The 19431-nt window shown below is 57.1% G+C and carries 14 protein-coding genes; 4 read left to right on the top strand and 10 right to left on the bottom strand.

Going from position 1 to position 19431, the window contains the following annotated elements; all coding sequences use genetic code 11:
• The first annotated feature begins 75 nt into the window (after positions 1-75).
• Both MUU53_RS08255 and MUU53_RS08260 read left to right on the top strand, forming a co-directional pair.
• Positions 76-1344: a metallophosphoesterase family protein gene (locus MUU53_RS08255; RefSeq protein ID WP_247260479.1), complete on the top strand. Its 1269-nt coding sequence runs from the start codon at positions 76-78 to the stop codon at positions 1342-1344.
• Entirely contained in the window at positions 1344-4811 is a 3468-nt protein-coding gene (locus tag MUU53_RS08260) for an ATP-binding protein (protein WP_247260480.1), read from the top strand. The genes MUU53_RS08255 and MUU53_RS08260 overlap by 1 nt, the downstream gene beginning before the upstream one ends.
• 8 nt (positions 4812-4819) lie before the next feature.
• On the opposite strand, the gene MUU53_RS08265 is transcribed toward MUU53_RS08260, so the two are convergent.
• The 6 genes from MUU53_RS08265 to MUU53_RS08290 all read right to left on the bottom strand — a co-directional run bounded on the left by MUU53_RS08265 (position 4820) and on the right by MUU53_RS08290 (position 11717).
• Positions 4820-5938 (bottom strand): glycoside hydrolase family 88/105 protein, encoded by a 1119-nt coding sequence (locus tag MUU53_RS08265; protein ID WP_247260500.1) that lies wholly within the window; start codon positions 5936-5938, stop codon positions 4820-4822.
• A 2-nt stretch (positions 5939-5940) separates the two neighbouring features.
• Positions 5941-7452: a polygalacturonase PglA gene (gene pglA, locus MUU53_RS08270; RefSeq protein ID WP_247260481.1), complete on the bottom strand. Its 1512-nt coding sequence runs from the start codon at positions 7450-7452 to the stop codon at positions 5941-5943.
• Positions 7453-7517: 65 nt separating this feature from the next.
• The gene (locus tag MUU53_RS08275) at positions 7518-8777 is read right to left on the bottom strand and encodes an ABC transporter substrate-binding protein (RefSeq protein ID WP_247260482.1); all 1260 of its coding nucleotides are present in this window, start codon (positions 8775-8777) and stop codon (positions 7518-7520) included.
• 22 nt (positions 8778-8799) lie between these two features.
• Positions 8800-9915, bottom strand: coding sequence for an ABC transporter ATP-binding protein (locus MUU53_RS08280; RefSeq protein ID WP_247260483.1), 1116 nt, complete (start codon positions 9913-9915; stop codon positions 8800-8802).
• Positions 9916-9919: 4 nt separating this feature from the next.
• Entirely contained in the window at positions 9920-10774 is an 855-nt protein-coding gene (locus tag MUU53_RS08285; protein WP_062556925.1) for a carbohydrate ABC transporter permease, read from the bottom strand.
• Between the two features lie 58 nt (positions 10775-10832).
• Positions 10833-11717 (bottom strand): carbohydrate ABC transporter permease, encoded by an 885-nt coding sequence (locus MUU53_RS08290; RefSeq protein WP_247260484.1) that lies wholly within the window; start codon positions 11715-11717, stop codon positions 10833-10835.
• Between the two features lie 325 nt (positions 11718-12042).
• On the opposite strand from MUU53_RS08290, the gene MUU53_RS08295 reads away from it, so the two are divergent.
• Positions 12043-12987, top strand: coding sequence for a helix-turn-helix transcriptional regulator (locus tag MUU53_RS08295; protein WP_247260485.1), 945 nt, complete (start codon positions 12043-12045; stop codon positions 12985-12987).
• Between the two features lie 103 nt (positions 12988-13090).
• Positions 13091-14968, top strand: a complete 1878-nt coding sequence (locus MUU53_RS08300; RefSeq protein ID WP_247260486.1) for an adenine deaminase — start codon at positions 13091-13093, stop codon at positions 14966-14968.
• A gap of 15 nt (positions 14969-14983) precedes the next feature.
• Here MUU53_RS08300 and MUU53_RS08305 read toward each other — a convergent pair whose 3' ends face one another.
• From MUU53_RS08305 to MUU53_RS08320, 4 genes are all read right to left on the bottom strand, one after another.
• The gene (locus tag MUU53_RS08305) at positions 14984-16042 is read right to left on the bottom strand and encodes an ABC transporter ATP-binding protein (RefSeq protein ID WP_247260487.1); all 1059 of its coding nucleotides are present in this window, start codon (positions 16040-16042) and stop codon (positions 14984-14986) included.
• A gap of 6 nt (positions 16043-16048) precedes the next feature.
• Positions 16049-16837: an ABC transporter permease gene (locus MUU53_RS08310; RefSeq protein ID WP_281435038.1), complete on the bottom strand. Its 789-nt coding sequence runs from the start codon at positions 16835-16837 to the stop codon at positions 16049-16051.
• A 2-nt stretch (positions 16838-16839) separates the two neighbouring features.
• A complete protein-coding gene (locus MUU53_RS08315) occupies positions 16840-17667 on the bottom strand; it encodes an ABC transporter permease (RefSeq protein ID WP_247260488.1) in 828 nt (275 codons plus the stop codon).
• Between the two features lie 179 nt (positions 17668-17846).
• Positions 17847-18854, bottom strand: a complete 1008-nt coding sequence (locus MUU53_RS08320) for an ABC transporter substrate-binding protein (RefSeq protein WP_246251397.1) — start codon at positions 18852-18854, stop codon at positions 17847-17849.
• Positions 18855-19431 lie beyond the last annotated feature (577 nt).

A 19431-nucleotide genomic window follows, 5' to 3' on the forward strand; every position in this document is an offset into this window, starting at 1 on the left:
GCCAATACCGATTCATGGTTGTGTGCAAAGATCGATAGACGTTGAACGCAGATGCTATTCCGGCTAGACCGAGGCATGGCTTTCAGGTTCATACACACAGCCGACATTCACCTCGATTCTCCTCTGCGGAGCCTTTCGCTGCGCAATGCGGAGCTGGCAGAACTCATTGGCGATGCCACACGGCAAGCGCTTGTGCGTATCGTCGATCTCTGCCTTGAAGAGCGGGTCGATGCGCTGATCATCGCCGGAGATCTTTACGACGGCGACCAGACCTCGATGAAGACTGCGCGATTCCTGGCAACGCAGATGCAGCGGCTGCATGAGGCGAATATCAACGTCTTCAAGATCCGCGGTAATCACGATGCTCTATCCCGCATCACCCAGGAATTGGTACTACCGCCTTCGGTCAAAGTGTTTTCCGGGCGCGCCGAAAGTGTTGAATTGAACGCCGGGAACCACACGGTCGCCATCCATGGCCTCAGCTTTGCCAAGCCACAGGCTCCGGAAAGCCTTCTGCCGAAATACAAACCGGCAGTTTCCGGCGCAATCAACATCGGCATCATGCATACGAGTCTCGCTGGCGCGCCAGGCCATGATCTCTATGCACCCTGCTCCGTCAGCGAACTGCATGCCTCCGGCTTTCACTACTGGGCTCTTGGCCATATTCACCAGCGGACGCATCACGCAGGAGAACGGACGGTCATCATGCCCGGCATGCCACAGGGGCGTGATATCAACGAGGCAGGAGAAAAAAGCGTCACGCTGGTGACTGTTCGTGACGATGGTAGTCTGGCGATCGAAGAACGCCTCACGAGCATTGCACAATTTGCTCGTATCGACGTCGACGTGTCAGGCCTGACGGAATGGACAGATCTCGCAGAACGCATTGGCTCCACTCTGGAGCGCGAAAGAATACGTACCCTCTCAAGCCATCTCGTTGCGCGTCTGCGTCTGATTGGCGAAACGCCTCTGGCCTGGACGATGCGCCGTGACATGGATCTGCTTCTGGCTGAAGCCGAACAGCGCGCGGAAAGAACCGGGCGGGTCTGGATCGAAAAGCTCGAGCTGGATGTGAGCCCACCCTCGGCGCCTGTCGGCGTATCAGGTGGAGATCCGGTGGTTGAGCTCAAGGAGATTATTCACCGTCAGGTCATCCCCTCGGCGGGTTACAGGGAGCAGGTGCGCGAGCTCGTCACCCAGCTTCTTGATGATCTTCCCGCAGAAGCAAGGCAGTTTGCGGGAAAGGATACCGAAAGTTTCGACAGCCTCGTCGATCAGTTGATAGCACAGGGCAGCGAAGACATCCTTTCGCGACTGGCCTCCGTTGATCGGGAGAAGAACTGATGCGTCTTTCCCGGCTCGATCTCACGCGCTACGGCAAGTTTACCGACCGCGTGCTCGACTTTGGCGCACACCGAGAAGGTTCGCCGGACCTCCATATCGTCTACGGTCTGAACGAGGCGGGAAAATCGACGGCATTCTCCGCCTATCTCGATCTGCTATTCGGTATTCCCGACAAGAGTTCCTACGATTTTTTGCATGCCTATAGCGCCATGCAAATCGGCGGGCGATTGGAGATCGACGGTCGCGGACAGGATTTCATCCGCATCAAGAAGCGGACAAACGCACTCCTTGATCGCTCTGGTCAACCACTGCCGGAAGCCGTTATTGCATCTGCACTGGGCGGGCTGACGCGTGACTCCTACAAGGCCATGTTTTCGCTTGATGAGCATTCGCTGCAGGATGGCGGACGTGCGATTGTGGAAAGCAAGGGGGATCTGGGGGAGCTTCTGTTTTCCGCAAGCGCAGGCCTTGCCGAACTTAGCCGCGTTTTGAACGCGACCGAAGAAGAGGCTTTCGCCTTTCACAAAAAGCGAGCCCGCACCACGCAACTGGCCGATTTGAAGCAGCGACTGGCTGGGCTGAAGGCGGAACGGGACGAAATCGACACCTATGCCCCGGCCTTCGCCGGCCTTGTTTCGACCCGCGATCAAGTCCAGAAGAATTACAGCACAGTCCTTCAAGAACTTTCAGGCGCGCAGGTCGAGGCGCTGAGATTGCAGGCGGAATTGCGCGCGCTGCCTTTGCTGCGCGAACTGCGGCGCACTGAAGAAGCTCTTGTGCCACTGGCAGATCTTCCGCGTCCGCCCAGAGAATGGGCCGCCCTTCTTGCCGAAGCTATGCGCGATGAAACGCAGCTGGAAACAGAGAAGGCCGGTCTTGCGGCATCTATCGAGCGCCTTGAAAGCGAGATTGCGGCAATTGCCATAGATCCCAAGATCCGCGAGGCAGCAGATGCAATCTCCACGCTGACGCTCGAAAAGGCGCGCCATATTACCGGAGTAAAGGATCTCGAGAGACGGCAGCTTGAGTTGGCCGAAAGTCAGGCACTTCTTCAGCAGGCTCTGCGCACGCTTGGCAAAGAAGGTGAAAATCAGCCTGAAACGCTCATTCTTTCACCGGCTCTGACGGGCAAGCTTCGCGATTTGATCGAAACGCGATCTGGCATCAGTGCGACGTTGAAGACCGTTCAGCGCGAAGTTGAACGCATTGAAGCCGCCATTGAACTTGCCGCCGTAAAACTAGCGGACCATTCCTCGTCCGATCGTGATGAGAAAAAGGACCGGCAGGTGACCGCGGTCCTCGAGCGGCTTCGCAAAAGCGACACTCGTTCCCTTATCACGTTGGAGAAACGGGGATTGGAGCGACTACGGCGGCAGGTAGAACAGACCGCGACCGCTCTCCTGCCCAGGGAGGGGACCGCCGACGAGCTTAGGTCTCTGAGAGTGCCCGATCCTCGGCAGATGGAGGCTTGGCGTCAGCAGTCTGCGGAATTGGACCGGCAGACGGCCCGGATGAAGGAAAGCCTGCGCGAAACCCGCACGCGGCTTGCGGAGACGGAGGCGCGTCTTGCTGCATCGCGTAGCGAGGCGGAAAATTTTGATGACGCATCCGCCGCCGCGCTACGCCAGCGTCGAAACGAGGCATGGCAGCAGCATCTCAGCAGTTTGACCGCGGAGACCGCTCAATCCTTCGACGCCTTGATGCAAGAGTACGACAAGGTCAGCGACAGCCGTCTTGCCCACTCCGGGGAGTTGGTTGAGTGGCGGCGACTGCGGCAAGAGCGGCAGGCGCTTTCGGTGAAGCTCCGGGAGACCGAAGAGGCTCTCGCTGAGATCAGCCAGGAACGAACGGATCTGTTGCATCGTCTGATGGAGGTACTGCCTTTCGAGCGCGGAAAGGAAGCAGACATCCCGGCGGTGATCTCATGGATCGAAGGTTTCTCCAGAGCGCGGGCAGACTACCTTTACGCTTACGACAGCTGGGCCGACGCCAACGATAAAGTGGAGGAGTTACAGGAAACGGAACGGCAGCAGCTAGAAGAGCTGAACCTGCTGCTTTCGGACATTCCAGACATTCAACCTTCACCAGCTGATTTCGAAGGAAAACTCGATGCCATCAGTGAATGGCTGACTGCAGGTCAGGAACAGGCCCGGGAGCGGCACCAGCAAGCGAACAGACTTGGCGAGCTGCAGCGCGATCTGAGCGAGCGCCAGCAGGATCTGGCAGACGCTTGCCAAGCGCAGGACGAATGGCGCGAGGAGTGGATGACCGCGCTGAACCGGACCTGGTTCGCGGAAGAGACGGACCCCGCCGCGGTGCGTGGCATTCTCGACCGACTGACGGATCTGCCCCGTCTCATTGGACAGCGCGATCAGCTAGCTCATCGCACGGAACTGATGGCACGGGACATTGCCCGGTTTGCAGAACAGGTTCGAGAGCTTTGCGCGTCCGTCGGCTGGATCGAGACTGATGAGGATGTGATCGCTCTTGCCAGCCGACTGGAACGTGGCAGACAAGAAGTGGAACAGCTGCAATTGCACCGGCAGTCCCGGATGGCCGATCTTGGAAGGCAGAAGGAAGCTCTTGACGCTGTCGAACTACGGCTCGCGGCCCACGCATCGCGCAAGGCAGAATTCACGTCATTCTTCGGGGTCGAAAGTCTGGATGCCGTCAGCCAATATCTGGAGCGGGCCGCAGAGCGCGACCGTTTGGACGCACGCGCGGCCGAACTTCGCCATCAACTGCTGGACATGCTGTCTGTGAACAACCTGGATGATGCTGTTCGCATGCTGACCGAGCTGGATGCGGAACGCGCGGCGTCGGATGTCCAACAGCTGACGCAAACGATCGAGAACCTGTCTCAGCGATCGCGCGAACTCTATGCGGAGCTGACGCGGGCCCAGGACAAGATCGATGCGGTTGGCGGCGATGATGCAGTGGCGCGCCTGGAAGCACGACGCGCGACCATCATTCTCGATATCCAGGAGCAGGCCCAGCGCTATCTTCGTTTGCGTGTCGGCACCATGGCTGCCGAGACTGCATTGAGCCTTTATCGCGAGAAACACCGCAGTTCGATGATGACCAAGGCCTCGACGGCTTTCCGGCAGATGACCCGAAACGAATATTCAGGTCTCAGCACCCAGCCCGATGGTGGCAAGGAGATTCTGATCGGTGTGACGAGGGATGGAGGCTCCAAGCTATCGGATGCCATGTCGACCGGTACGCGCTACCAGCTCTATCTGGCACTGAGACTTGCGGGCTACGAAGAATTCGCGGCCGTTCGCCCGTCAATTCCCTTCGTCGCTGACGACATCATGGAAACATTTGACGAACCGCGTTCTGAGGAAGTTTTCCGGCTGTTCGGACACATGGCGACCATGGGTCAGGTGATCTACCTGACCCACCACCGGCATTTATGCGATATTGCAAAATCCGTGGTTCCCGATGTTCAGATCCACGAGTTATAGGCAAAAGGCTATGCAGGTATCCGGTGCTGGCCTGCCCTTGCATCGCCGGCGCTGACGAGTTCCGAATAGGCCATCATAAGTGGCGCGACACCCTTGATGTCGTCATCGCGCAGCACCTCGGTCAGATAGTACTCGGCCGTACCATCCCGGTAATTGCCGTCGAAACCACCAAGCCCGGCCACGCAGCAGATATTGCCGAGGACGGTTCGGCCATCTGCGTTCTTGATCATAGCGTTGGTCATCAACCCATCCAGGGCTTTCTGACCGGTATCCGCCAGAGCGGGTGAAAGTCCGGGCAGGCGCGCAGCCTTCATGTACGCATAGGCCAGCATCGCCGTCGCGGAACTCTCTGGATAATTACCGGGGAGCTCCGGCTGATCGATGACCTGCAGCCAGCGACCATCGGAAAGTTGCATTTCCTGTAGCCGCAGCAGCAGGGATAGCAACCTGGCAGAAAGCTGATTGGTGGAAGCTCCCGGTGGCAGGGCGTCGATCAGATCCACAAGCGCCATGGCCAACCAGCCAAGGGAGCGTCCCCAATGTGCGGGTGAAAGACCTGTCGCCGGATCAGCCCATTTCTGTTGCCGCGATTCATCGTAGCCGTGGCGATAGAGATTGGCATCCTTGTCTTCAGTCAGGCGAAGAGCCGTCAGCATTTCGCCAAGTGCTTGCTCGGCAAGCCTGGACTGCCGGGCAGCCGCCGCATATTCCGCCTTGAATGGCAAAGCCATGTAAAGGCCGTCCAGCCAGACCTGATGCGGATAGCGCAACTTGTGCCAATGCGGTCCGGCTTCAATCCGCGGATGTGTTTCCAGCTGTTTCGCCAGCAGATCCGCCGCCTTGCGATAGCGATCGTCGCCGGTGCGCCTCGCAAGGTAGAGAAACGCACGACCGGGAAGCACGTTGTCAATGTTGTATTCGTCAACTGTGTAACCAGCCAGTTCCCCGTTTGGGCCGACCTGAGCGTCTGCGAGGCGCTTCAGATGACGGAACCAACGCTCCTCGCCCGTTGCCTCGTGCAGCATGATGAGACCGCGATACAGACAGCCGTCTTCATAGCAGGAGGCTCCTCCCTTGTAGAGGCTGTAGTCTCGGGCATAAGCGTCGAAATAGTCAGGCAGGTTGATGTTCATGCGGAAACACTCTGCAAAGAAGGAGTCAGGACGATCCCATCACGGCGATCGAATTCGGCATTTTCGGCAATGATCCCGCCATGACGAAGGGGGATGAAACCGCAGGCCATGTCCGGCACATCCGGTTTGGCATTCGGATCGAATGTGACCCGATAGTTCTCGATTGAAATTCCCGTCACGGGCGATTCTGGCAGACCATAAAATGCGGCTGCGGCAATACCCACGTTGTCCGCAACGACATTTCGAAGATGAATCCCCGATATCTTTGGCGTGGCATCGGTAACAGGAAGCGCCGATCGGGATTGAACGTAATCGGACTTTCCGTCCGCATCACAGAAGTAAAATGCGTTGATCACGAGCGGCGTTGCAACCTGGTCCATATAGCAATCATCCAGTGAGATATTGCTCACCTGACCACCTCGTCCGCGCCGGGTTTTGATGCGAAGGCCGCGGTCGGTTGCCCGCAGAGAACATCTGCGGATGGTAACGTCGCGCACCGTGCCGCTCATTTCGCTTCCGATCACGACGCCGCCATGCCCGCGCTGCATATGGCAATTCTCGATGAGGATGCCTTCGCAGGGCTGGTCCAGTCCGCCTTTCAGATCCCTCTTCCCTGCCTTGATGGCGATACAGTCATCGCCGACGGAAAAATGGATGCCCACCAATCTGACATCCCGGCTGCATTCCGGGTTCAAACCGTCGGTGTTGGGCGAATGGGGATCGTTGGATATGCGCAGATCCGCAGCCAGAAAGTCCCGGCAGAAGACGGGATGAACTGTCCAGGAGGGTGAATTGCATATCGTCAGACCAGTCACTTGCACATGGTCGGAATGCGAAACGAACAGCGTGCGGGGACGCCGGGCGCCATCGCGGGTCTCCTTCGGCCACGTCCACCAATCGGCCGCATCGGCGCCACCGTTGATCAGCCCGGCTCCGGTGATGTTCAGGTTCTGGCAGTCGATGGCGGTAATGAGACTGGCAAAGCAGGCTTCCGCCACCCCTTCCCAGGTTCCAAGAACCCGACCATCGGCATGGCGCGCAGGCAGGATAGGATAGTGCTTCCGGTTTTCATGGCCCAGCAGAACAGCACCTTCCTCCAGAAGCAAAGTCATATTGCTCTTCAGAAACAGAGGTCCTGAGCGGAACGTACCAGCAGGAATGACAAGTGTGGCACCATTCGGAAGCGTATTGATCGCCGCCTGTATGCGTGGCGCATTATCGTCCAGTTCCAGTGATGCACCCTCGTCGACGATGTTGACGAGGGTGCTCTCCCTACTGGTATTGATGTCGAGCTCGTCTCTGTCGCACAGGAGGCGATATCGTGTCGAAGGTTGCAGGTCGTGGATCGTGAATACGGCCTGATCGGCAACTCCGGTGGCAACAGTCTCACTCTCATCGTTGATGAGACGCCAGTCTACCAATTCGGCCAGTAAAAAGTGGCTCTGTTCGGCATCAATGCTGACAGTCGCCGTGCGGGTGCTCACGGCAATCAGCGCTAGTCGCGACATGGACATGTCCTCGGAAAGCGGGAGGTTGGCCCCGCGCGACATCCTCGCGCGATGCCCTGGGAGGATCAGAATTTCTTCAGGACACCGTTCACGCCATCGATGATGGTTTCTGCGGCTTCCTTGGAATCAATCTGTCCGTAAGCATATTCTTCGAGCGCATCGAGGAAGACGGAGCGGATTTCCGGATGCTCGTTCAGCGGCGAAACGGTGGGGCCGTTGGCCTTGACGATGATGTCATGCGCCTTCAAAAGTTCCGCCTCGATCTTACCGCCGTCCGTCAGGGTCTTAGCTGCAATCTTGCTGGCGGGAAGACCACGCGAAGTGCCGAGGATCTTGATGGCTTCCGGCTCGTTCAGCAGGCAGTTGACGATCTGGGCCGCAGCCTTCGGATCCTTCGAACGCTTCGAGATCGAGAAGACCATTGAAGGCTTGCGGTAGACACCATCGGTCTTCGCATCACTTGCCTTCAGGATGGCGACAGGCTCCAGCTTCTGGCCCTTCAGTGGATCAGCATATTTGGAGAAGGTCGAATCCCATTCATAGGAACCGGAAATGCGCCCATCTGCCCACTTCGGGCTTTCGAACAGGTTGAGGTTGCCTTCTGCCGCGACAGACTTCTGCGACATCACGACACCGTCCTTGACCATCTTGCCGTAGAAATCGATGGCCTTGGCCAGCTCTTCAGGCTTCCAGGCGACTTTCTTCGTGGCCGGGTCGACAAGGTCCTTGCCTGTCGACTGTGTCGCATTCAGCGAGATCAGAAGAACCGCCGTCTCCTTGACCGCATTCATCGGATAGGCATCAGGGCCGATCTTTTCCTTCACTGCCTTGGCGGCCTTGAAGAGTTCGTCCCAAGTGGTCGGGATCGCAACGCCTGCCTTGTCGAGCGCGGTCTTGTTGAACATGAACACGCGGCCCGTCGTCGATACAGACAAGCCGTTCAGCTTACCGTTCATCGTGCCAGCAGCGAGATCATCGGCGGACCACTGGCTGAGATCGATGATGTCCTTGAACTGGTTGAGATCCGCGAAGCCATCACCCTTGATGGAAAAGAGTGGCAGCCATGGCCAGTTGATCTGCATGATATCGGCTTCCGTGCCGCCTGCGATCTGGGTGGTCACCTTTTCCAGATGACCATCGAAGCCGGTAAACTCGGCCGCGATCTTGTGGCCATATCTGTCGCCGCAGACCTTCAGGGCTTCCTGTGTTACCTTATGTCGGCTGTCGCCACCCCACCAGGACATGCGTAGATCGGCAGCTTGGCTGACCTGCCCAAGGCTGGTGGCTGCGAAGGCCGTAGCAAGCAGAAGTTTCGTCAGTTTCATGGTCGTTCCTCCCCGAACGCGTTTAATCAAGCTTGGCTAGTGAGATGTTTTCGCCGCTCACGCGGTCGAACAAATGGATGTTTTCCGACTGCGGTGCGAGATAGACCGTATCGCCGCTGATCTTGCTGCGATCGTACTGGGCAGACGGCACCACGGCGATGACCTGAGAACCCTCGACCTTCACGTAGAGATAGACCTCGTGGCCCATGAACTCGACGTGGGAAACCTTGCCAGCAAGCGTGCCGGCCTCATCTGATCCTGCCACGCGGAAGTGCTGCGGACGAACGCCAAGCGTCAGGCGCTTCGCTGCCATCTGGCTCAGACGCGCCATGACGTCCGATCCGAGCGGAAGGCGCTGGCTGCCAATGGAAAGGGTGGAGTCAGCCAGATCGGCTTCCATCAGGTTCATTTCAGGGCTACCGATAAAGCCTGCGACAAAGGAATTGGCTGGGCGATTGTATAGCGTGACGGGGTCGGCCACCTGCATGATGCGGCCTTCCTTCATCACGCAAATGCGGTCGCCCATGGTCATGGCTTCCGTCTGGTCGTGGGTGACATAGACGACGGTAGATTGCAGACCGTCTGCCTTCAGCTGCTTATGAAGATCGGTGATGCGGACGCGCATCGAGGCGCGAAGTTTCGCATCGAGGTTGGATAGCGGCTCGTCGAACAGGAAGACCTGCGGCTTCTTGATGAGCGCGCGCCCCACTGCCACGCGCTGCGCCTGCCCGCCAGAAAGCTGCTTCGGCAGGCGTTCCAGATAATCCCCGATTTCGAGAATGTTGGACACGTCGCGGGTCGCCTGCTCGATCTCATCCTTCGGACGACGTTTCAGGCGCAGACCGAAGGAAAGGTTTTTCCGGACCTTCATATGCGGATAGAGCGCATAATTCTGGAACACCATGGCAATGCCACGCTCGCCGGGAGCCTTGTCGTTAACGAGGTTGTCGCCGATACGGATTTCTCCGCCCGTGACCCGCTCAAGACCTGCGATCATGCGCAAGGTCGTGGACTTGGCGCAGCCGGATGGCCCGACCAGAACCATGAACTCGCCGTCATTCACATCGAGGTTGATCCCATGCACGGCTTTGAAGCCGCCATAATCCTTTTCCAGATTTCTAAGCTGCAAGCGAGCCATCGTCTTATCCTTTCACGCCACCGGCGGAGATGCCTTCGATGAAGTATTTCTGGGCCACGAAGAACACGATCAGCGCAGGCATGATGGTGAGCACGGACATGGCCAGGATGCGGTTCCACTCGAAGGCTTCGGTGGTATCGATCGAGAGTTTGAGCGCCAGCGAGACAGGGAATTTGTCGACCGACGAGATGTAGATGAGCGGGCCGAGGAAGTCGTTCATCGTCCACATGAACTGGAACAGGCAGACCGAGATCAGGGCGGGCGTTAAAAGCGGCACCACGATGAACAGCAGAACCTGCCAGGTGGAGGCGCCATCAACACGGGCGGCCTCTTCCATGTCGCGCGGAATGGCGCGCAGGAACTGCACCAGCATGAAAACGAAGAAGGCATCGCCCGCAAAAGCAGACGGAACCCAGAGCGGAAGGAAGCTGTCGAGCCAGCCCAGATCGCGGAACAAAAGGTACTGCGGGATGCGGGTCACGACGTTTGGCAAGAGCAGCGTCGCGATCAGGGACGCGAACAGGATCTTCTTGCCTGGAAAATCAAAGCGGGCGAAACCGTAAGCCACGGCAGTGCAGGAGATGGCGGTACCGATGATCTTCGGAATGACGATCAGGAAGGTATTCCAGAAAAAGCGACCGAACGTGTAGGGCGTCGAGGTTTGCCAGCCGTTGACGTAGCCGGCGACCGTCCCCTCGTGCGGAATGAAGCCTGCGCCCGCAAAGATCTCCGAGTTCGGTTTGAACGACGCCCCGATCAGCCAGATCAGCGGATAGAGCATGACCAGACCAACGGAAAACAGCACACCATAGCGAAGAGTGGCGCTGATAATCTGGCGGCGACGCTGCGCCTTCAAGATCTGCTCCGCTTCGCGATCAACGGAGAGTGGAGTGGAAAGTGCGTGATCTGTCACGGGATCAGCTCCTCTTGTCGCCGGCGTAGTAGACCCAATGGCGCGAGGACCAGAAGGCGATGACGGTCAGGACCATGATGATGGCAAAGAGAACCCAGGCAATTGCAGAGGCATAGCCCATATCGAACCGCTTGAAGGCCTCCTCATAGATGTACAGAGGCAGGAGGTAGGTGGACTTCAGCGGACCGCCCTGCGTGATGATGTAAGGGCCGTTGAACTCCTGGAAGGCCTGAACCATCTGCATGATCAGGTTGAAGAAAATGACCGGCGTGATCAGCGGCATGGTGATGTGCCAGAAGGTGGCGAATTTGCCTGCGCCGTCAATCGAGGCTGCCTCGTAGAGAGACTTGTCGATGCTCTGCAAAGCCGCGAGGAAGATCACCATGGCCGAGCCGAACTGCCAAAGCCGCAGAAGCGTGATGGTGAACAGCGCATTGGTTGGATCGCCGAACCAGTTGACAGGCTCGAAACCGATAGCAGCCAGGCCCATGTTCACGATGCCGACATCTGCAAACAGATAGCGCCACATGACTGCAATGGCGATCGATCCACCGAGGATAGAAGGCACATAGAAGGCAGTCCGGAAGAAGTTGATGAACTTCAGCTTGTAATTCAGAATGACCGCTATGAAGAGTGCGAAGGCCAGTTTCAGCGGAACCGTCGTGAACACATAAACCAGCGTAACCCACAGCGACTTACGGAATGTGCGATCGCTGGTAAACAGCTTCACGTAGTTCTCAAGACCGGTAAAGATCGGAGCGCTCATCAGGTTGTAATCGGTGAAGCTCAGATAGAACGACGCTGCAAATGGCAGTGCCGTGAACACCATCAACCCGATGATGTAGGGCGCCAGGTAGACCAGCCCCAGGAAACGGCTATCCCCGCTCATGCCGTACCTCCGCATTTCCTGCGCCCGAAGAACATGTCATACAGATTTAGGGGGCCTGCATTCGGCATTTTCTGCGCCGGAGCAGGCCAGGAATCGCGTCTGAAGGCGCTTACGCAATTGGCCGGACGATCGACAATCTTATAGTCTGAAATCTGCATCTAAAGTCGTCGGTAAAACCCTACTCCCTCAGCGAAAATTCCGCTGATTAGTACGATCTTGACCCGCTCCTCCCATTGAACAGGCGATAGAGCTATGCAACCCCATCAGTTGGGCGTAATATCCTTGTCATACGAGTTGAAGAGAATAGAGGCTTCAGGACAAAAAGATGGATAAAAACGAACATGGGCCTTTGGGCGCAATTCCGGTTCATGCCCTGACTCTGAAGCTAACCCGTTCTACGATCAAGATGTTGCACTCACCCAGCTGGATGATCGACAAATCGAATAGCGTTCACGATCTTATCATATGTCTTACAGGATCAGCGACCTATGCTATTGGAGATGAGGTTATCGAAATGCGGCCGGGAATGGCTCTGCTGATCGATGCCAACACCCGTTTTATCGGCCGGTCCACATCGTCCGAACTTTATACGGGTGCTGCACAGCACTTCACGCTGGATGTATTCGGTCGAATGGACATGATTCAGCAGATGGAACTGCGGCGCGCGGTGCATCTGCCTCGCTGGGACATGCTGGAACCACTCGTCGGGCATTATCGAGAGACCGCACCGCTGTCCTCCACGACACTTGCCCAGCATCACATGTTCATGGTGTTCCTGATTGCCTATATCGAGGCGGCCTTCCTGGGGTGGCGCCAGCAGGTGGAAGCGACTGTCGACAATCCGGATGCCCTGTCACTTGCGGTCATGGTCGCTGCCAGCCGCATCGCTGCCGAACCGCTCAACAACGAGATCGTGGACCTCGTCCTGGCGTCCATCCCCTATAATGTGGATTACTTCCGCCGCATTTTCAGACGACAGGTGGGTCTTACGCCGACAAAATATCAGGAATTCAAAAGGATGGAGCGCGCCATGGGCCTGCTGGCAGCAGGACGTTCGGTGAAGCAAACGGCGGAGATGGTGGGCTATCTCGATAGCTATTACTTTTCCCGCATGTTCAAGCACTATATCGGCGTTTCCCCCGCCGGCTACAAGGAGGCAGAAAAGCGACACCGGGATGGACACTTTCCCCGCGGGGAAGAGGACGGTCAGGTTGTCTATCCGATTATCCGCCGCATCGAAGAAGACGGAAAAGAAGCCGTCGCGTTATGAGATCCACCGGCTAATTTGACAGTTGCCGCTATACGGTGAAGCATCTATTCCATTGAACTGATTTAGTTTCCTTCAGTACTCGCATCCAGCGAGGGAGCCCCCCATGACCAGCACTTCCCACCGCCACTCCTTGGACATCAACCCGAGTTCAGCGGCAGAGGTGGCCATCCGTCAGGAGTTGACGCTCGTTGCACTGGGCAAGCAACCCGCAGATACCGCCTTGCGGGTGGGTCGTCTTTTGGATGTGGCGACGCGCACCTGGAGCCTGGATCAGGAGATCATCATCAAAGGCCGCCGTATCGCCTATGTCGGTCCGGCAGGAACCTATCCGGGCCAGGTCGAAAAGCGCGTTCATGAACCGGATCTTTCTGCCATCCCTGGTCTGGGCGAGGTCCACAAGCATATCGAAAGCTCGCATCTGACACCGGAATACGAGGCAGCACTTGTGCTCCCGCGTGGCAACACCTGGACTTGCGAGGCGAGCCACGAGTTTTCCAATGTGAATGGCGCCAAGACGCTGGAATTCTGGCTGAAGGCACGCGAGACCGGATCGCCGCTCAAAATCTTCCCCCTGCCCGGCTCTGCCGTACCGCCGACAGGATATGAGCATGGTGGCGGCTTTCTTGGTTATGACGAGCAGAAGGCATTCCTGAAGGAAAGTCTTATGGTTGCCGGTCTTGACGAGGTCATGGACTGGCCCGCCGTCTGGAATCGCGACAACCCCTCCTATGACCGACTTTGGGGGATGATCCGCGCCACATTCGAGCAGCGCGGCGTCGTGGAGGGACATGCCGCAGGCATACGCGATATTGCGACCATCAATGCCTTTGCCGCCGCCGGACTTTCGTCAGATCATGAAGCATGGACGTTCGAAGAGTTCTGGGACAAACTCACCCATGGACTGTTCATGGAATTGCGTCCGCACAGCCTGCCGGATGTCATCAAGGGTCTTCTGGAAAAGGGCCTTCAGGACTGGTCGCAGATCGCCTTCACCACGGACGATCGCAGCGCATCCGACACACTGAAAATGGGTGCGACCGATTATAACGTGCGTCTCGCCATCGAGTCCGGACTTGCGCCAGAGATTGCCATCCAATGCGCCACCATCAATCCTGCCCGTCATATGCGCCTCACACCCTGGGTCGGATCGATCGCGCCGGGACGTTACGCTGATATCGTCCTCTTGTTTGATGTACAGCGGCTGGAAATCGCAAAAGTCTGGGCAGATGGGCAGCAGGTGTCCGAGGGCAAGAGGTATCTGCTCGATGTTCCCAAGATTGGCTGGCCGGATTGGGCGACGAAGACGATAAACATTGGCCGAGAGCTGACTGCCGCAGACTTCGCCATTAAGGCGGAGCCAGGGCGAGAAACCATGAAGGCCGCGGTCCTGCGCCCGTTTCATTGGGATGACGATTTTCTGACGTTCGAGCTGCCGGTCATGGATGGACAGGTCCAGCGGGATGAAGCGCGCAACATTACCAAGTTTTCGGTCGTTGATCGCTTTTCGGGTAAGGGCGCCGTCTCAAAAATGTTTTGGATCGGTTGCGGACCGCGCACGCCGAATACGGCTCTTGCCTGCTCCATGGCACATGACAAGCACAATATCTGGTGCGTGGGCTCTTCCGATGAAGCCATGGCGAAGGCCGTGAACGCCATTGCCGCCAATGACGGTGGTTGGGCGCTTGTCAGAGATGGAGAGGTGGTCGCGACAGTTCGCTACGAAGTAGCGGGACTGATGACGTGCCGCCCGCCAGAGGAATTGCATGAGGAGATGCAGACGCTTTATGCGGAAGGCGAAAAAATCGACTGGATGTATGAGCCGACCTTCAGCCCGCGCTGGTTTCCCGGCTTTCCGGAGCGCCTCGCCTTTGCAACACTCACATGCGCACCTTGGCGCTGGGTACTCGTTGCGCCAAGCGATTACGCTCCGCAAGGGCTCGTCAACGTTCAGACGGGACAGGTGCAGCCGGTCGTCTTCTGACCGGCTGATTGAAGGTCACACGTCAGCGGGGAGAATGCAGCACTGCTCCGGGACTGGAGACAGAACGGCGCGATCCCCCGTGTCCAGCGGTTCGCTAAGGGAGCCATTACCGAGATAGCTCTGCCCTTCGGCTGCGCACTGGTACTGATAGGCGCGGCCAAGATAGGTGCGGATTCCGAGGGTTACCGGAATTCCGTTCCCGTCTCGCGCAACGGCCAGACCATCCGGTCGCGCAGCCAGAATGAAGCGATCCGGTATTGCACCGAGACGTTCCTGGGAAAGCTGAAGCAGTGCGCCGTCCTTGGTACGGGCCGTGACCGTTTCGCCGAGACGCTCAACGACGGTCATGTCGATCAGGTTTTCAAACCCGACAAACCGCGCGACGAAACTATTGGCAGGCCGCTGGTATAGCACTTCCGGCGTATCAAGCTGCATGATGCGGCCAGCATTCATGATGGCAACGCGGTCGGAAATCGAAAAGGCCTCTTCCTGATCATGCGTGACATAGAGCGAGGTCGTGCCATTTGCCCGTTGCAGGCGGCGAATCTCGACACGCATGTCAACGCGCAACTTGGCGTCCAGGTTGGAGAGTGGCTCATCGAACATCAGCAGAGGCGGCTCGATGACGAGAGCACGAGCCAGCGCGACGCGCTGCTTCTGACCGCCGGACAAGGCCGCAGGCATGCGGTCTGCGAAGCTCGAAAGACCGACGCGCTCCAGCATGCGGTCTGCACGCTTTTTCCGCTCCGCCGCGTCAGCTCCCCGCTGCTTCAAGCCGAAGGAAACGTTATCTCGGACAGAAAGATGCGGGAACAAGGCGTAATTTTGAAACACCAGACCGATATCGCGCTGATGCGCGGGAAGGCGTGTGAGATCCCGGTCGCCGAGGCGAATCGTCCCACTACTTGGCTGGAGAAACCCAGCCACAAGCCGCAATGTCGTGGTCTTGCCGCATCCGCTGGCGCCCAGAAGAGACACGAGTTCACCTGCAGCCACCGCAAGCGTGAGATCCTTCAGCACTTGCGTGGAGCCGTAGTGGGCGGAAACATTTTCGAGCGTCAGAGATACGGTCACAGCGGTTCACTTTGTCAGGAAGGTAAGGCCAAGGGTGGCTTCTACAATGGCCATGACGCCAACAGTCAGCAGCATCAGGAGAACCGAAACCGAGGCGATGGTGGGGTCGAAGAACTGTTCCATATGCGCAAGAATCTGGATCGGCAGCGTGGAGACACCTGGACCGGTGAGAAACAGCGAAATCGAAACATCGTTGATCGACGTGATGAAGGCGAGAATAAACGCGGCGACCACCCCGGCGCTGATGTTGGGTAGCACAACAGTGAGGAAGGTTTTCAGCGGCGGGCACCCCAAGCTGATCGCGGCCTCCTCAATGGAGAAATCAAAAGACGCAAGGCTCGCGCCCACCACACGCACCGCATAGGGCAGCGCCAGAAGCGTATGCCCCAGCAGCAGCGTGGTATAGACCGGCAATTGCAGACCGATCGTGATGTTCTTCATCAGAGAGAAGCCAAGCACAATCTCCGGGACAAGAATTGGCAGGACGAAGACGTTGGAAAGCCAGGATGGCAGGCGGATCTTGAACCTGTTCAATGCATAGGCCGCAGGAATACCGATGAGCAGCGCCAGAAATGTTCCGAGAAACGCGATCTGGAGGCTGGTGATGGCGGTGGTGCGGAACGCCTCGATCTGGAAGATATTGCTGAACCACTTCAGCGTGAAACCCTGCGGGGGAAAGGTCAGGAAAGGCGTATCGCTGACAGCGGCGCCCAGGATGATGAACAAGGGCGCGATCAAAATCAGGAAGATGAGCGACGCAATCGCGATCAGCGCGGGATGAAGCTTTGTCTGCATGATCATGCTGCCATGGGGTTCATGCGGCGCGCAAGCCGCGTCATCAGGACAACGATGGCAATCGTCACGACAACCATGATGGCGGCAACCGTTGAGGCACCAGTCCAGTCAAACGTCACCATTGCCCGCTGATATAGGAAGGTACCCATCATCATTTGTCGCTCGCCGCCCAGAAGTTGCGGAGTGGCATAGGAGGTAAAGCTTCCTGTGAAAACGAGCACGGCGCCGATGATGAGGCCCGGCATGGCAAGCGGCAGGATGACTTGGCGGAACACCGCAAACGGCTTGGCGCCAAGCGAAGACGCGGCCTCAACCACATCCTTGGGGATACCTTCCAGGACGCCCGCAAGGGTCAGGATCATCAACGGTACGAACAGATAGACCATGGCCGCAATGACAGCGCCCTTGGTGTAGAGCATGGAAAATGGCTCTGCGATCAGGCCCAGCGAAAGAAGCGCAGAATTCAAGATTCCGTTCTTTCCGAGCAGGATCAACCACGCGAATGAACGGACAACAACGCCCGTCAACAGCGGGAAGACGGCGGCGATGATCATGATGCTCTTCAGGCGCCCCGGCACATGCGCGACCACATAGGCGGCGATAAAACCTAGAACGACGGAGATAACCGTCGTAATCAGCGAAATCTCGATCGTCCGCATCAGGACCGTGCGTCGCAGGCTGCTGTTGAAGAACGCCATGTAGGGGGCAAGCCAACCCTTGGCATCCGTCAATGTTGCAAAAAGCGTAGAACCGACAGGAAAGATCAGGAAGATCAGGACCAGAAATGTCGCGGGACCCGCCAAAATCCAGGGGCTTAAACGTTTAACCATCTTGTTTCGAAGCCACCTGTCCGCAAGCATTCATCGGAAGCGATTTCCAGATTTCAATGGAGAATTTTCGCGGCACATACCGCATCTAGAGCGCAAGAATGCCCAAATGTTGCAATGCAATCAAGTGCGTCGGCCCGGCAAAATACCGGGCCGACGCAAATATCATCAAATATCCGCACTTACTTGCTGAAGATTTCGTTCCAGCGATCAATCCAGTCGGTTTTCGCCTGATTCAGCTTCACATAGTCCAAACGGTTCAGCTTGGAGATCATGTCTGCGCCATAGGTCCAGATCTTGGCCTGTTCCGGCGTCAGTTGCACCTTGGTAGACACCGGCGCGTCAACGCCCTGCTCTGCCTCGATCTGCTGGATTTCCTTGGAGAGAATGAAGTTGATGAACTGATAGGCCAGTTCGACATTCTCCGAGCCCTTCGGAATGTTGACGGTGTTCAGCGTCGCGATATCACCGTCCGAGAGCTGCGCCCAGGTCATGGTCGGGACCGCAGCCTTCAGCGAGGCCAGCGTGAAGTCCTGCGTCACCGCAACCTTGGCTTCACCCGTGGAAACGAGGTTCACCATTTCGGACCCGGTATTGTAGTTCTTCGCAACGTTGGCCTTCAGCTTGCCGATGGATTCGAAAGCCTTGTCCGCATCGCTGAAAGCATCAACCTTGGCATTTTTGCCAGCCTGCAGAACCACCATCGGACCAGCCGTCGTCGTGATGCCCGGAAGCGTGACGGCACCCTTCAGATCGGCGCGCCACAGATCGTTCCAAGAGGTAATCGGAGGATTGACCTTGGCACTATCGTAGACGATGCCAACACGACCAATGGTATAGGCTGGGCCGTAACCGCCTTGCGGGTTCTTGGCGATGTCATAGAGATCGGCCAGGTTCGGCAGCTTCGCCGGATCAACCTTCTGGAAGAGGCCTTCGGCGATCCCAATCTGCGAGAAACTGTCGGTCAGGTAAATGACATCAACGCCCTTTCCATCGCGAAGCTTCAGCTTGTTGAGGCGATCAGCGTTATTGCCCGTCTCGAAGACGATGTCGCAGCCGCAGATCTTCTTGAACGGCTCGATGATGTTGGCGTTCAGCTTGTCGCCGTTATAGCCCCACCATGAAATGGTCAGGGTCTTGGCCTGTGCGGCCGCACCAAAAGTGCCGGCCATGACAATACCAAGCGCCATCGCAGAAGCGCGCAGGCGGTTCGAATAGTTCATCTTGTTGTTCCTTCTCTGGGGAGGTCGGGTGAACCAAGCGTGCTCAAGGCCCACCGCTCGCTAAAGCATACCGACAGATTCCGGAACAATTCAAGTCAGAGAATTCATCGGCCGAAACTTCAACCACAGAAAGGATCACCCAAGTATCTCCCATAAGCGCCGATTTACCATATAGAATGCGACAGCGAATATCAGGCTCACAAAAATAGAATTCAGAGACCCTCTTCGCAAGGATAGACTGCTTGCAACCGCCCCACCGCCGGACCTCCTGCTTGGTGAGCTGGCGCAGTTGGCCATCATCGCAGCAGACACGGGCTCAAAGTAGTTCAGAAAAAGAAAAGGGCTGCGTTTAGCGCAGCCCAAGGGAATGCTTCAAATTAACTTAGATTTTTCTGAACATTTACGTAAGTTAATCCATCAGTTTTTAAAATCAATAGAGGTAAATATATTGCCTCCATTTGCATGAGTTGGATTGACGATACTGCATGCCGACATATCATTCAATTACCAATTATCAGGTATAATTAAGTTAACGATAATATAT

The sequence above is a fragment of the Affinirhizobium lemnae genome, assembly GCF_022968395.1.
GTDB classification, from domain to species: Bacteria; Pseudomonadota; Alphaproteobacteria; order Rhizobiales; family Rhizobiaceae; genus Neorhizobium; species Neorhizobium lemnae.